Annotated in this window: 12 protein-coding genes and 2 other annotated features; of the genes, 7 read left to right on the plus strand and 5 right to left on the minus strand. The window is 26.5% G+C overall.

Annotation, left to right across the window (positions count from 1 at the left end):
- Positions 1-3 precede the first annotated feature (3 nt).
- Positions 4-201 (plus strand): CDIF630_02480 family spore surface protein, encoded by a 198-nt coding sequence (locus ACRCYC_RS05620; RefSeq protein WP_438618128.1) that lies wholly within the window; start codon positions 4-6, stop codon positions 199-201.
- Positions 202-382: 181 nt separating this feature from the next.
- Positions 383-1,492 carry a hypothetical protein gene (locus tag ACRCYC_RS05625; protein WP_438618129.1) on the plus strand — a complete coding sequence of 370 codons (1,110 nt, stop codon included), beginning with the start codon at positions 383-385 and terminating at the stop codon, positions 1,490-1,492.
- Positions 1,493-1,685: 193 nt separating this feature from the next.
- Here ACRCYC_RS05625 and ACRCYC_RS05630 read toward each other — a convergent pair whose 3' ends face one another.
- Positions 1,686-2,081: a hypothetical protein gene (locus tag ACRCYC_RS05630; protein WP_438618130.1), complete on the minus strand. Its 396-nt coding sequence runs from the start codon at positions 2,079-2,081 to the stop codon at positions 1,686-1,688.
- Between the two features lie 138 nt (positions 2,082-2,219).
- Positions 2,220-2,453, plus strand: a binding site (T-box leader).
- Positions 2,454-2,510: 57 nt separating this feature from the next.
- Here ACRCYC_RS05630 and asnS point away from each other — a divergent pair.
- Both asnS and ACRCYC_RS05640 read left to right on the plus strand, forming a co-directional pair.
- On the plus strand, positions 2,511-3,911 hold the full coding sequence (asnS, locus tag ACRCYC_RS05635) for an asparagine--tRNA ligase (RefSeq protein ID WP_438618131.1): 1,401 nt from the start codon (positions 2,511-2,513) through the stop codon (positions 3,909-3,911).
- A gap of 174 nt (positions 3,912-4,085) precedes the next feature.
- Positions 4,086-4,661, plus strand: a complete 576-nt coding sequence (locus tag ACRCYC_RS05640; RefSeq protein WP_438618132.1) for a DUF3867 domain-containing protein — start codon at positions 4,086-4,088, stop codon at positions 4,659-4,661.
- Positions 4,662-4,694: 33 nt separating this feature from the next.
- Here the strand turns inward: ACRCYC_RS05640 and ACRCYC_RS05645 are convergent, their stop codons facing one another.
- Together ACRCYC_RS05645 and ACRCYC_RS05650 are read right to left on the minus strand one after the other, a co-directional pair.
- Positions 4,695-6,842 (minus strand): YhgE/Pip family protein, encoded by a 2,148-nt coding sequence (locus ACRCYC_RS05645; protein ID WP_438618133.1) that lies wholly within the window; start codon positions 6,840-6,842, stop codon positions 4,695-4,697.
- Between the two features lie 202 nt (positions 6,843-7,044).
- Positions 7,045-8,424, minus strand: a complete 1,380-nt coding sequence (locus ACRCYC_RS05650; protein WP_438618134.1) for a YjiH family protein — start codon at positions 8,422-8,424, stop codon at positions 7,045-7,047.
- A gap of 85 nt (positions 8,425-8,509) precedes the next feature.
- Positions 8,510-8,721 (minus strand) — a binding site (T-box leader).
- Between the two features lie 161 nt (positions 8,722-8,882).
- Between ACRCYC_RS05650 and ACRCYC_RS05655 the strand changes: the two genes are divergently transcribed.
- A complete protein-coding gene (locus ACRCYC_RS05655; protein WP_438618135.1) occupies positions 8,883-9,443 on the plus strand; it encodes a hypothetical protein in 561 nt (186 codons plus the stop codon).
- Between the two features lie 236 nt (positions 9,444-9,679).
- On the opposite strand, the gene ACRCYC_RS05660 is transcribed toward ACRCYC_RS05655, so the two are convergent.
- Both ACRCYC_RS05660 and ACRCYC_RS05665 read right to left on the minus strand, forming a co-directional pair.
- The gene (locus ACRCYC_RS05660) at positions 9,680-11,596 is read right to left on the minus strand and encodes an ABC-F family ATP-binding cassette domain-containing protein (protein WP_438618136.1); all 1,917 of its coding nucleotides are present in this window, start codon (positions 11,594-11,596) and stop codon (positions 9,680-9,682) included.
- Positions 11,597-11,701: 105 nt separating this feature from the next.
- On the minus strand, positions 11,702-11,995 hold the full coding sequence (locus ACRCYC_RS05665) for a hypothetical protein (RefSeq protein ID WP_438618137.1): 294 nt from the start codon (positions 11,993-11,995) through the stop codon (positions 11,702-11,704).
- 182 nt (positions 11,996-12,177) lie between these two features.
- Here ACRCYC_RS05665 and ACRCYC_RS05670 point away from each other — a divergent pair, with 182 nt between their 5' ends.
- Positions 12,178-13,059: a YegS/Rv2252/BmrU family lipid kinase gene (locus ACRCYC_RS05670; RefSeq protein ID WP_438618138.1), complete on the plus strand. Its 882-nt coding sequence runs from the start codon at positions 12,178-12,180 to the stop codon at positions 13,057-13,059.
- A gap of 96 nt (positions 13,060-13,155) precedes the next feature.
- On the plus strand, positions 13,156-14,358 hold the full coding sequence (locus tag ACRCYC_RS05675; RefSeq protein WP_438618140.1) for an alanyl-tRNA editing protein: 1,203 nt from the start codon (positions 13,156-13,158) through the stop codon (positions 14,356-14,358).
- Positions 14,359-14,369 lie beyond the last annotated feature (11 nt).

The raw sequence follows: 14,369 nt of genomic DNA on the forward strand, positions 1-14,369 counted from the left end.
GCTTTGAACAATGAAAAAAAATCTAGTGCTTTGACTGGAAAAGACAATAAAAGACTAAAATCTAATAGATCTGTAACTAGTGCATCTACAGCTGCTTGGGCTGGTACTAAAGATTTAAAAAAAGAAAGTAATGTATCTATACCGTCCTTAAAAAATGTAGAAGATGCAAAAGATTGGGTAGACAATGGAAGTAGGTTATAGGAAATAATAAAAGGGTTATCTCACTAAAAATAGTGCGATAACCCTTTTTAATATAAATAAATTAATCTTAATAAAAAAGTTAGATATCTAAATAATGATTGAAATTAAGTGTTATTTGTTATACTATATATATAACAGATTATGCTTAATTTTCATTAGATTACAATTGGGAGGGCTAAAAATGAGTAATATAGCGTATTTTATAATTCTATTACCATCTATATTTTTTATGTGGATAGCTTTAGAAAACTTTGAATACATAGGAAATAAAAAATTTTTCCATGGAGTTATTATAGAAGGATTAGATATTTGTGAAAAAGAATTAAACAATATATCTAAAAAATATAAAAAAAATTTAAGAATATCGTATTTAATATTTATACTATTACTTATAGGTTTGGCGTATATTGAAAAGAATAACTTTGAGTTTATAGCTAATATTATAATTGGGGTTTATGCATTGTATATTACAACTTTGCAAATTATAAATTATTTTAAAGTTAAAAGTTTAAAAGAAAAATATATAAAAGACATTAATTACAGTGAAGAGACAATTCTAAAAAGAAAAGTAACATTAGATACTCGTATGTTAAATGAAAAAATAAAAATTAAGAATAAGTTCAAATCTATATTTATAATAATATTATTTATATCAGCAATGGCAATACTATACTTAGCAATAAATTATGACAATTTACCTAATATGATACCTACAGATTTTGAGGGAGATTCAACTCCAACAGATTATGTAATAAAAAGCTTTAAAGTAGTATTTAAGCTGGAGTTAACTGGATTTATAATGATTAGCTTATTAAGCTTTATAGGTATAACTTGTTTAGGAAATATAGCATCTATAAAAAAAGAAAAGCTAGAAAATAGTAAAGATAAAATTATTAAATATATAAATAAAATAGGCAATTCATTTGTATTAATAGTAATATCAGTACAATTTCAAACAACTTTTATACCTATAGCTTTATTTAAGGAATTTAATTTACCTATGGTAACGCTTTTAATAGCTTGGTTTTTAATAGGGGTTGGAATTATTAATATAGCTTATGCTTACATAATGTTAAGTTCATATAAAGTTAAAGAAAAAATAGATTATAGTAGAGATGATGCAAAATGGATATTTGGATATTATTACTATAATAAAGAAGATCCAAGACTTATAGTAGAAAGCAGACGTTCAGCAGGGTGGAATATAAACTGGGGAAGTTCAGGTATTAAAGGGGTAGTAGCTTCGATTTTACTATATGTAGTTTTCAATTTTACAATGTTAAACATATAAATATGATATTGCATTAAAAATATTATTAAAATATTCAAACATATAGAGGTCTTAATTTTAAAATGTGAGAAAAAATTCAATATCAAGATTTTTTATGCCATTTTGGGTTTAATGGAAAAAGTACAAATTAGTAAAAATAACTTAAAAAACTGTCACATAATAATTAAAAATTATTCATGTGACAGTCTAATTATTACTCACTTGGAACCAGTATATATTCACCTGATTTTAAATTATAATCTCTTGATATTACATTAGGGTTTTTTCTGTGAACAACCTTTCTAAATTTTTCTATATTTTCTATATCCTTATTGTAAGTTTTAATTATATCATCAAGTGTTTGACCTTGTTTAACAAAATGCTTAACAAAGTATCTATTACTCATTATTTCTTCATAAGTTTTAATATATGGAATTTTAGTGATTTGATTAAATGCAGGCACGTTTTCATTTAAGTAATTAAACGATTTATCCAAACAAGTTATATAATTATAAATACCTGATTTAATAACTTGAGAAAAAGAAGTACAGTCACTAATATTCGGACTTATAAAAAATAATGTTAATATAAATATTAATAAATATTTCAATTAATCACCTCCTATTAAGGAGTATTGATAAATATATATATGTTAAACATATTTATTAAATTAAATTTATAAAATAAAACGTTGACTTAAAAAATATAAGTTGGTATAATTTTATTAAATAATTCAAATAATACAAAAATAAAGACAGTGAAGAGAAGAGTAAGTATAAAATGTAGGCACAGCGAATTGAGGATGGTGAAAGCTCAACACGAGGTTTATACTGAAGAACATCTCGGAGTCTCTAACCGAAATATTATATATAGTAGGCTTAGACGGAAGATCCCGTTATAGATCATTAAGCAATGCTTAGCTAAGAGGCCAAATTTGGCAATTAGGGTGGTACCGCGATAGTAATAGTCTTTCGTCCCTTTATATGGGAATGAAGGGCTTTTTTTATATTTAAATTTAAAATTTATAGGAGGATACAAAATGCAAAGAGAATTTATAGAAATTAAAGAGCTTTACAGAAACAAAGAAGAGCATATCGGAAAAACTGTAAAAGTAGCTGGATGGATAAGAACATCTAGAGCATCTAAAAACTTCGGGTTTATAGAATTAAATGATGGAAGTTTCTTTAAAAATATGCAAGTTGTAATATCTGAAGACAAACTAGAAAACTTTAAAGAAATAACTAAGCTTCCAATAAGTTCATCTATACTAGTAGAAGGTGAATTAGTAGCTACAGAAGGTGCTAAACAACCTGTAGAAATACATGCAAGTAAAATAGTATTAGAAGGTGAATCAGATAGTTCATATCCACTTCAAAAGAAAAGACATACATTAGAATATTTAAGAACTATAGCTCACTTAAGACCAAGAAGTAATACTTTCTCTGCTGTATTTAGAGTAAGAAGTTTAGCAGCATATGCTATACATAAGTTCTTCCAAGAAAGAAACTTTGTATATTCACATTCTCCAATAATAACTGGTAGTGACTGTGAAGGTGCAGGAGAAATGTTTAGAATAACAACTATGGATTTAAATGATATACCTAAGAATGAAGACGGGGCTATAGATTATACAAAAGATTTCTTTGGAAAAGAAGCTAACTTAACAGTTAGTGGTCAGTTAAACGCTGAAATAATGGCTCTTGCATTTAGAAATGTTTATACATTTGGACCTACTTTTAGAGCTGAAAATTCATTTACACAAAGACATGCATCAGAATTTTGGATGATCGAACCTGAAATAGTATTTGCAGACTTAGAAGATAACATGGAACTTGCAGAAGATATGATAAAATATGTTATAAACTATGTTATGGAAAATGCTCCAGAAGAAATGGAATTCTTTAATAGTTTCATAGATAAAGGATTATTAGAAAGATTAAACAATGTAGTAAACTCTGAATTTACTAGATTAACATATACTAAAGCTGTTGAATTATTACAAGAATCAGGACATGAGTTTGATTATCCAGTTAAATGGGGAGATGATCTTCAAACAGAACATGAAAGATACTTAACAGAGCAAGTATTTAAGGCTCCAGTATTTGTTACTGATTATCCAAAAGATATAAAAGCATTCTATATGAGAATGAATGAAGATGGAAAAACTGTTAGAGCTATGGATCTTTTAGTTCCAGGTGTTGGAGAAATCGTTGGTGGTTCTCAAAGAGAAGAAAGACATGATGTATTATTAGATAGAATAAAAGAAATGAATCTTAATGAAGAGGATTACTGGTGGTATTTAGAACTTAGAAAGTTCGGAACAGCTACTCATTCAGGATTTGGATTAGGATTTGAAAGAATAATAATGTACATGACTGGTATGTCAAACATAAGAGACGTTATACCATTCCCAAGAACTCCAAAAAATGCAGAATTCTAATAAATTGATTTAAATGAAAAATAAGTCAGGTGTATGCCTGCTTATTTTTTTATTGAAAATAAACTTTGAATTAAGTATAAATATAGAGTAGATTTCATAGTGTAGACATGTAAACGGTATTAGAATATAATAGTAATAAGATTAAAAGTTAAAGGTTAATCAGGAGGTAGCGAAATGTCAGACGATAGAATAATAGATTTTAATGAGTTGAAAAACAAAGTAAAGGATTCTGATGTTGATAAATTTGAACAATATATATATACTCTTTATAACTCTGTAATGACAGGTAGTTTAAGTATGGTTGAATTTTCTAAAAAAATAATGGATTATATGGATGAAAATAATATATCTCAAGAAAAATTTGTTAACATACAAAAGAAGTTTATGGAGAGATATGGAATGGATGCTAGTGAAATAGATAGCCAATTAAGAAACTTTGGTATAGATCCTAATAATATCGATTTTAACGATATTAAAAATACTAACTTTGAAGATATAAAAAAAAGTATTGGATTTTATGAAAAATATAGTAGTGATATAAAGCCAAAAGCTTCAATTGAAACTTATATAAAAAATGACCATAACGATATAAAAATAATTATAGATCAAGAAGACGTTATTATAATAAGTAAAGGAAGTATAAATTTAGTAGATGCAGAGTTGAATGAACTGTTGCTATCGTATAAAAAGGTATTAAATAAAACTATAAATATTACGATGTGTGAAAATACTACAAAATATGATTATTAAAAAAGAGATAGGATTTATCCTATCTCTTTTTGTTTAATGTTCAGAAAGATCACTTTCACTAAATTTATTATTAAATATGCTGTAAATTTTATTTATAGGTTTCTTTAATGGTAATGCGAATATTAAAGAAATTATTATATATATAGATAAAATTATTAGATCTTTATATAATACAGGGGAGTAAATTCCACCTATGGATTCACGTAACATTGAAATTCCGTAAGTAAATGGTAGATATGGATTTACCATTTGGAAAAACTTAGGAGTAACTTCTATAGGGAATGTTCCTCCAGATCCAGCTACCTGTATAACTAAAAGGATTATACCCATAGCTTTACCCATATTACCAAATACAGATACAAGAGAGTATACTATAAATGTAAACACTATACTTGTAAATATAGAGCCTAATACAAGTAATGTTGGATCTACAGCCTTAACTCCAAGTATATATATATCTCCTAAGCTAACTATTAATGCCTGAATTATGGCTATAGCAGTAAATGTAAGCCCTCTACCAAAGTATACTTCATAAGACTTATAATCCCCATGAACTTCTGCAGATAATAGAGAAGATAATAAAAGTAAACCTACCCATAAAGATAAAACAGTATAAAATGGAGTCATAGCTGATCCATAATTTTCTATAGGATATAATTTGTTTTCTTTAACTGTAACAGGTTCTTTTAAGAAGTTCTTTTCTGTTACTATATCATTTTTAAGTAAGTTAACAAGATCAGTTAAATCATCTTCGTTATTTACTTTCTTTATTGCATCTGTAAGCTCATTTACTATTTTTTCAGCTTTAGGTAACTGTTCTTTTGCATAACTTATGCCTTCAATACCTTTAGTTGATAATTTAGAAGTTGTATTTAATATATCTTCAACTTGAGGAAGTTTTGATTCGGCATCTTCTAAAGTTTTAATTATATCATCACTAACAGAAGAACCTTTTTCAAATATATTGTTTATAGGTGCAGAAATTGAAGAATCAAAATTATTATAAATTGAAGATGTAATTGATTTTATATCATTACCTATCTTTAAAACAGAATCTAATGCACTTGATGCAGGAGTTTGACCATTTTGAATTTGATCTTTTACTACATTTAAAGAATTAATTCCTTGAGTAACTTTTGCATCTACATCTTTTAATCTATTGATAGAATCTGTTAATGGATGATTAGGTGTAAGATTATTTAACTTAGTTAAAAATTCTATTACAGATTTATTTATATTTGATAAGTTACTTAACTTACCGGATAATCTATCAGCTAAAGCCAATGCATCATCAGATCCATTATTAACAGCATTAATTAATGTGTTTGTAGTATCAACAATAGAACTAGCTACATCATTCATTAATCCTATATCATTTTTAATAACTGGAGTAATACCATTTATACTACTTTGAGAACTATTTAAAAACTCTTTAACATCAGATGATAAGCTTTTTGATTTACTTATAGTATCCTTTATTAAAGGAAGATCATTTTGCATATCTTTAACTAAATTTTGAGCTTTTAATACACCATCATAGGCTAAATCTACAGTATCATCTACATCCTTAAATTTATTTTGAATTTCGACTAATGAATTTTCTATATCAGATAACTTTGGAATCTGACCTTCAAGTTCTATTCCTAATTCATTTGAAGCTTCAAACAAAACTTGACTAACTGTTTCAACAACAGTTTGGTTTATCTGAAGTTGTATTGTTGAAGCACCTTTATCTGTTATTTTAGGAGCAATAGCATTTATTTTTTCATTTACAGTATAAATTAACTCTCCTTTTTTAACATCTGAAGTTATAAGTGAAGTTAAATCTTTTGAAAAATTACTAGGTATTTCTATAGATGCATAGTATTTACCATCTTTAACACCTTTAAGCGCTTTTTCTTTATTTACAAACTTCCAACCTAAATCATTGTTTTCTTTTAAGTTGTTTACAAGTTCATCACCTATATTTATACGTTCATCTCTAACAGTTGTTCCCTTATCGTTATTTACCACTGCTACTGATATATTACTAGTGCTACCGTATGGATCCCAAGATGCTTTTATATTAAACCATGCATATAAAGATGGTAATATACAAAGTGCGGCTACAACTATAAGTATTGCATAATTAGTAAAAATGTCTTTTATGTCTTTCTTAAATATATCGAGTATATTTCTCAATACAATATTCACCTCCAAAAGTAAGATTTCTAACGAATTTAAATTATAATGTTTTTAAAGTAAAAAGTCAATATGAAAGTAAAAAATTTATAATATAATTTTACACATATACTAATTATAACCACAAAGTATTTAATATATTAAAATAAAATATATACTAATTACAATTAAAAAGATGGCCTTATGACCATCTAATAAATATCTAACTCAATATAAGATTAGCTAATAATGTTATAATTGGTAAAGCTATTATGGTTCTAGTTAAAAACACTATAAATAGATCTTTTAAATTAAGAGGAATATCAGATTTTAATATAACAGCACCAGTTTCTGTTAAGTATAAAAGTTGAGTTATAGATAATGCTCCTATTATAAATTTAGTTAATATGTCAAATTGATCACCAGAAACCATTATAGATGGAAGAAACATATCTGCAAAACCAACTAAAACTGCGGGAGCTGCCTCTATAGCATTAGGCACATTTAACAATTTAAGAACAAAGACTATCGGTAAAGAAATCCAATTAAATATTGGTGTAAACTCTGCCACCATAAGTGCTAAAGTTCCCCAGGCCATTACAAGAGGTAGTAGTGCTAAATACATATCTATAACCGTTTTTAATCCATTTTTAAATATAGTATTTAAAGATGGCGCATTTTTAGCTCTATTTAAAGCTTTTGATAATGCAAATTCTATTACATTTTCACCTTCAGGAATTATATCTTCCTTTAGGTGAGTTATATCATTATATGTTTTATCTTTAATTTTGGATAATGGATATATACGAGGCATTATAAGTGCACAAGCAAGTGATGCTATACAAACAGTACCGTAAAATGGAACAAATAAATTCATAAGACCTAATTGGTCTGCTATAACTGTAGAAAATGGTAGTGAAACTAATGAGAAACAAACTGAGATTATACAAGCTTCTCTTGCTGTATAGAATCCTTGCTTATATTGGGTATTTGTTATCATTATACCAAGAGTACCATCTCCGAGCCAAGATGAAATAGCATCCACTGCAGAACGGCCTGGAACTTTAAAAATTTTATACATAAATTTAGATATTAAAGTTCCTACAAAATCCATAAGACCAAAATCTACTACTAAAGGTAATAGAAAACCTGAAACTAAGAATATTGCAAGTAAGCTAGGCAAAACTCCTAGAATTGTTTGACCTGTAGATTCAGATGTTACAAAATTTGGTCCGAATCCTAATACTGTCATAGAAATAAATAAAGCACCTAGTATTCTAAATAACATCCAAAAAAGAGGTACATTTAAAACACTTTTTAAAAAATCATTTTTTATTTTTATGAATTTACTAGCTATAGATAAAATAGCAGAAGTAACAATTACTACAAGAGCTATATAATCTAAATAGTTAGCAAATGATATTTTTAGTATTTCAGCTAGGAATCCAATACCAATATTTATAGAAGATACACCTTCTATAGGAACAAACTTACCATAAGGTAGCGGTATTACAAATAAAAGTAGTCCCACCAGTGAAGGTATTAAAAATTTTAAAAAATTAATTGATTTATTTTCTGTACAAATATTAATGTTTTTCTCCATAAAACAATATCTCCTTTTAAGTTAAAATTGAAAAATTATATAAATGCATTTATATTAAAAATTAAAAAAGTCCCTTGGCTAAAAGCCAAGAGACGAAATTTCCGCGGTACCACTCTGGTTGATAGAAAAGTTAATATCTATCCACTTAATCTCTTAAGGCGAGAAAACCTATAGTCATACTTAGTTTCAAACTATATTCTCCAAAGTTCTCTTCACTTAAATTTCAATGTTAAGCTTCCACCATCCTTAACTCTCTATAAAATTCATTTAAGTTACTATCTTTTTCACAGAATTTTAAATATTTAATTTATTTAATGGTAATAGAAAAATTTAAATATGTCAATGAAAAATTGAAATAATTTGAAAAATAAAACATTTTTAAATATACTATAAGAATTTAAGTATATAATTAATCATAGTATATAAAAGTAAGTATCATGTGTTTTGGAGGGATTGATTTGGATAAATATAAAAAAAATATTGATTTTTTAGATAGTACAGAATTAGAACAATTAAAAAAAACAGAATACTACTTAAGAAAAATAAGAAAAGAACAAATGAATTTCCAAAAAAATGTGAATGATTTCAAGTACAAAACACTAAAAAGTAATTTAGGATATAGTATTGATATACCAATTCATTTTGAAACAATAGACACCATAAATGATAAGTGTTTTGGAACTATTACTATAGAAAAAGAGGAAGATTTTGAGTTGTACAATATAAAGACTCAAGGTTTTTTAATAGAAATACCAAATGGATGTATAGAATTAATTTCTATAGATTCAATTTTAAAGCAGTTATTAAACATAGAAAGCATATCAGAATATAAAAGTGAAAATACAGAAGGTAAAATTGTAAAAACAAGGGCTGTAGAGGGTGTTATAAATTACATTTTATTAACTATTGGAAAAAGGGGAATATATCAATTGAAATTATCTGTAGATGAATTTTTAGAAAATAATTATAAAGATGTAATAAATAATATATTTAGCAGTTTTTGTATAACTGATTTATAAATTTAAAAAGCTATATCTTTTGAAGTAAAAGTGAAGTATGTGATATATGTGAAGAATTAAATATTACAAATAGAGCACTTTATAGATGGATTAGTAAATATAATATAAATGATATTTATGTATATAGATATCATTTATTCTTACAATCAGTTATTGGCAATAAAAGGAAAAGTTAAAAGGTCTAAGTCAAATTGAATATCAGACTCAGACCTTAGTTACTTAATTTAAAAATTATATTAAATGTTATTTTTAGTTTTTTCTATTTCATCAGCTAAATTATTTAGGTATTCCCATCGTTCATATTTGTGTTCGAGTTCTTTTTCTAAACTGCTTTTTTCATTAAGCATTTCTTGTAATTTAGTAAAATCTGTTGAATATTTATCTAAATTACTATCTATACTTTCTATTTTTTGTTCAAGAGAAGCAATATCATCATCTATACTATCAAATTCTCTCTGCTCATTAAATGTAAATTTAAGTTTTTTATTGTTTTTAGGTTTTTCTTTTTTTATTGGATTTTTAACAAATTTAGTTTCAATAACATCTATTTTAACATCTTGAGTTTCTTTGTATACTAAATATTCACTATAATTTCCTGTATATATATTAATGTTTCCTAACTCTTCGTAAGCAAAAATTTTATTGCATATTCTATCTAAGAAATATCTATCGTGAGAAACAGATATTACTACACCTGGGAACTCATCTAAATAATCTTCTAATCGATTTAAAGTTTCTATGTCTAAATCATTAGTAGGTTCATCTAAAAGAAGTACATTAGGAGCGCTCATTAATGTTCTAAGAAGGTGTAGCCTACGTCTTTCACCACCAGATAGTTTTCTGATGTGAGTATATTGCATAGTTCCATCAAATAAAAATCTTTCGCATAGTTGAGATGCGGTTATTTTTTGACCATCAGAAGTCTCTATATAATCACTTACTTCTTTTACATAATCAATAGCACGCATATCTAGATTCATATGAGAATCATCCTGAGAGAAGCATCCGATTTTTACAGTTTCGCCGATTTCAATATGACCACTGTCCGGTTGAAGTTTACCATTAAGTATATTTATAAGCGTGGATTTACCTGCGCCATTTTTACCTATAATACCAATTCTATCAATTCTAGAAAGGGCATATTCTAAATTACTTATTACCTTTTTATCTTCGAAAGACTTAGATATATCATGTATTTCTATTATTTTTTTCCCAAGCCTACTTGATGCAGTAGTTATTTCTAAATTATCTTTATTAGAGATAGTATCAGAATTTACAAGTTCATCAAATCTTTGAAGTCTAGCTTTTTGTTTTGTTGTACGGGCACGAGCTCCACGTCTTACCCAAGCTAACTCAGTTCTTATTAAACTTTGTTTTTTTTGTTCCATGCTAGATTCTAAAGATAATCTTTCCATTTTTTTTTCAAGGAATATTGAATAGTTACCTTCATAACTAAATAATTTACCTTTATCAAGCTCTATTATTCTATTAGTAACTCTATCTAAAAAATATCTATCATGTGTTATCATAAGTAATGATAAATTTTTATTATTTAAGTATTCTTCTAACCAATCTATAGTATCATTATCTAAATGATTTGTAGGTTCGTCTAATATTAACAGTTCACAAGGTGTTATAAGTGCAGAAGCTAATGAAATTCTCTTTCTTTGACCTCCTGATAATTCAGAAATTTTTTGATTGAAATTAATAACTCCAAGTTTTGTCAAGACTGATTTGGCTTCACTTTCTAAATCCCAAAGATTAAGTGCATCTATTTTATCTTGTAATTTTATTAATTCATTATTTAAAGAATCATCATAATTAAGATTTAGTTTATCTAATACTTTTTGATAATCTCGAAGAAGTTTCATTTCACTTGAAGTACCTTTAAATACTTGTTCTAAAACCGTAGCAGTTTCATCATAGTGAGGATTTTGAGGAAGATATTCTATTCTTACTTTATTAGGTTTTATTATAGTACCGCTATCAGCTTCTTCTGATCCTGCTATGATTTTAAGTAAAGTGGACTTACCAGTTCCATTTACACCAATAAGACCTATTTTTTCCCCTTCGTTTATTCCTAAGGATATATTATTAACTAGTACTTTTTCAGAGTAACTTTTGGTTATATTTTCTAATGCAATTAAATTCATGTTACCACCCTTATTATTATTTTAATTTACTAAACTATTATACCAGTTTTTAGATTATAATAGTTTAGTAAATTAAAATAAGATATAGCTTCAATAAACTATACCTTATTTTTTATGAATTTTTCTTCTTTTCTTTTTTATGTATGATCTATCAAATGTATCTATAGCTTCAGTATCTAAATTATTTTCTTTTCCCGAAAGCTTAGATTTACAAGATATTCTAATTTCAGAAGCTAATGAAAGTTCTTCTCCTAGAGCAATTAGAAAAGAACCTAATATACCTAATTCTTCATCATCATCGATTTCTTGAGATAGTATTGATGCAAATATAGCTACTAAAATCATATATTGATTTGCAAATGTATTACAGTTATCGTAATAAATTGATTTTTTAGACATAGTACCTCCTTATATAATTATAATATGTGAATAAATTATATATGTTACAATAAAAAAATTATATAAATAGGATTAAGATAGAATAAGAAGGATAAATATATAATATATTTGATTATAAGTAAAGATAATATTAAAATAGATGTGAGGCTAAACAACATACATATTGAAAAGTGGTGATATAGATGAAAAAAATTAAGTTTATATATAATCCAAACTCAGGAGATAAAAAAATAGTCTATAAGTTAGATGGTATAATAGCTAAATTTCAAAAAAACGGATATATGGTTGTTCCGTATAGAATATCTAAAGATAATACAATGGAAAAAGGGTTAGAAGATATAGCTGATAATTATGAATATATTTTAATTGCAGGTGGAGATGGAAGTGTAGATAGGTTAGTAAACTATATGAAAAAAAACAATATAGATTTACCTATAGGCATACTTCCAACAGGAACTGCGAATGATTTTGCAAATGTACTTAATATACCTTTGGACATAGATAGGGCGATAGACAAAATAATTAACTCCGATCCTACTTATATAGATTTAGGAATTATCAATGAAGATTATTTTGTAAATATAGCTAGTACAGGAATGTTTACAGATGTGTCTCAAAGAGTAGATGAAAATTTAAAAAATTCTATAGGGAGGATTTCCTATATTATAAAAGGGTTAGAAGATGCACTTCACCTTAGAAAGTTTAGTGTATCTGTGAAATCAAAAGAGTTAGAATATGAAGGAAATATGTACTTGATATTAATATTAAATGGAAGAACTGCAGGTAATATAAACTTAGCTCATTATGCAATGTTAGATGATGGATATTTAGATGTTATAATATTTAAAGCAATGCCCATACCAAGATCTATACCTCTTCTTCTTGATATTATAAAAGGAGCACCAATTGATAAGTATAATGAAATAATTTATTTCAAAACTGACGATTTGTATATAGAGTGTGAGGAAAATATAGTAACTGATATTGATGGAGAAAGAGGACCAGAATTTCCACTTCATATAAAGTGTGATAAACGAGGCATTAAAATTTTAGGAATTGAATAAAATCTAATAAACTAAAATCCACATTGATGTATATGTGGATTTTAGTTTATACTGATATATAGTATTTAGTTTTAATACAATTAAAAGGAGAAAATAATGGAAAAATTATATTATAAAGATCAATATATAAAAGACTTTACAGCAGAAGTGGTAGATGTAAAAGAGATAGATAGTAAGTTTCATATACAATTAGATAAAACGGCATTTTTCCCAGGAGGAGGAGGCCAGTTTTGTGATACTGGTAAAATAGACAATCATGAAGTAATAGATGTTTATGAGGAAAATGGAATTGTTTATCATGTTACAAAAACTAAGCCAATAAAAATACATAAAGTTAAATGCTATATAGATTGGGAAAAAAGAGAAGATGGAATGAATCAACATTTTGGACAACATGTTTTATCAGGTTGTTTTTTTAAGTTATTTAATGCAAATACAGTAGGTTTTCACTTGGGTAAAGACTTTAGCACTGTTGATATACAAGGTATATTAAGTGAAGAGCAAATAAGAAGTGCCGAAGACTATGCTAACTCTATAATAACGGAGGATATACATGCAGAGTTTTTAACTCCAGATAAAAAAGAATTAAAAAAAATGGGGCTAAGAAGAGATTTACCAAAGACTAATGAGCAGATAAGAGTTGTAAAAATAGGTGAATTGGATATAAATGCATGTTGTGGGGTTCATCCAAGATCAACATTATCGCTTAGGATGATTAAGATAAAAAGGTTTGAAAAGTGCAAAGAGGCTACTAGAATAGAATTTTTAGCAGGAAAAAGAGCCATAGATTATAGCATAGAGAAAGAAAGATATTTAAATGAAATATGCAGATACCTAAGCTGTAGTGATAAAGAAGCTATACATGGAATTAAAAATTTACACAATAAATTGGAAGATGTGGTATCTACAAATAGAAAAATAGAAGATCAAATATCTAAATATCAAGTAAAAGAAATGATAGACTTATCAGAAAAAATAGGACAAGTTTCTTTGATTAAAAAAATATATGAAAATGAAAATGTGAAGTATGTATCTAAAGTAGTTTCAAAGTTAGTTGAAAATGAAAATACAATAGCTTTAATGGGTATTAAAGTTGATAATAAATCTAATTTTATATTTGCATCATCTAAAGATTTAAATAAATTAAATATGAATGATTTATTAAAAGATGCTATAACATTAGTTGATGGAAGAGGTGGAGGAAGCCAATTTTTAGCTCAAGGAGGAGGTAAAGACAACGGTAATGTTGATTCAGTACTAAGTTATGCTCATATGAAAATTGAAAATATATTAAAATAATTAATAGAGTA

The organism is Paraclostridium sp. (assembly GCF_051657365.1).
Lineage (GTDB): Bacteria > Bacillota > Clostridia > Peptostreptococcales > Peptostreptococcaceae > Paraclostridium.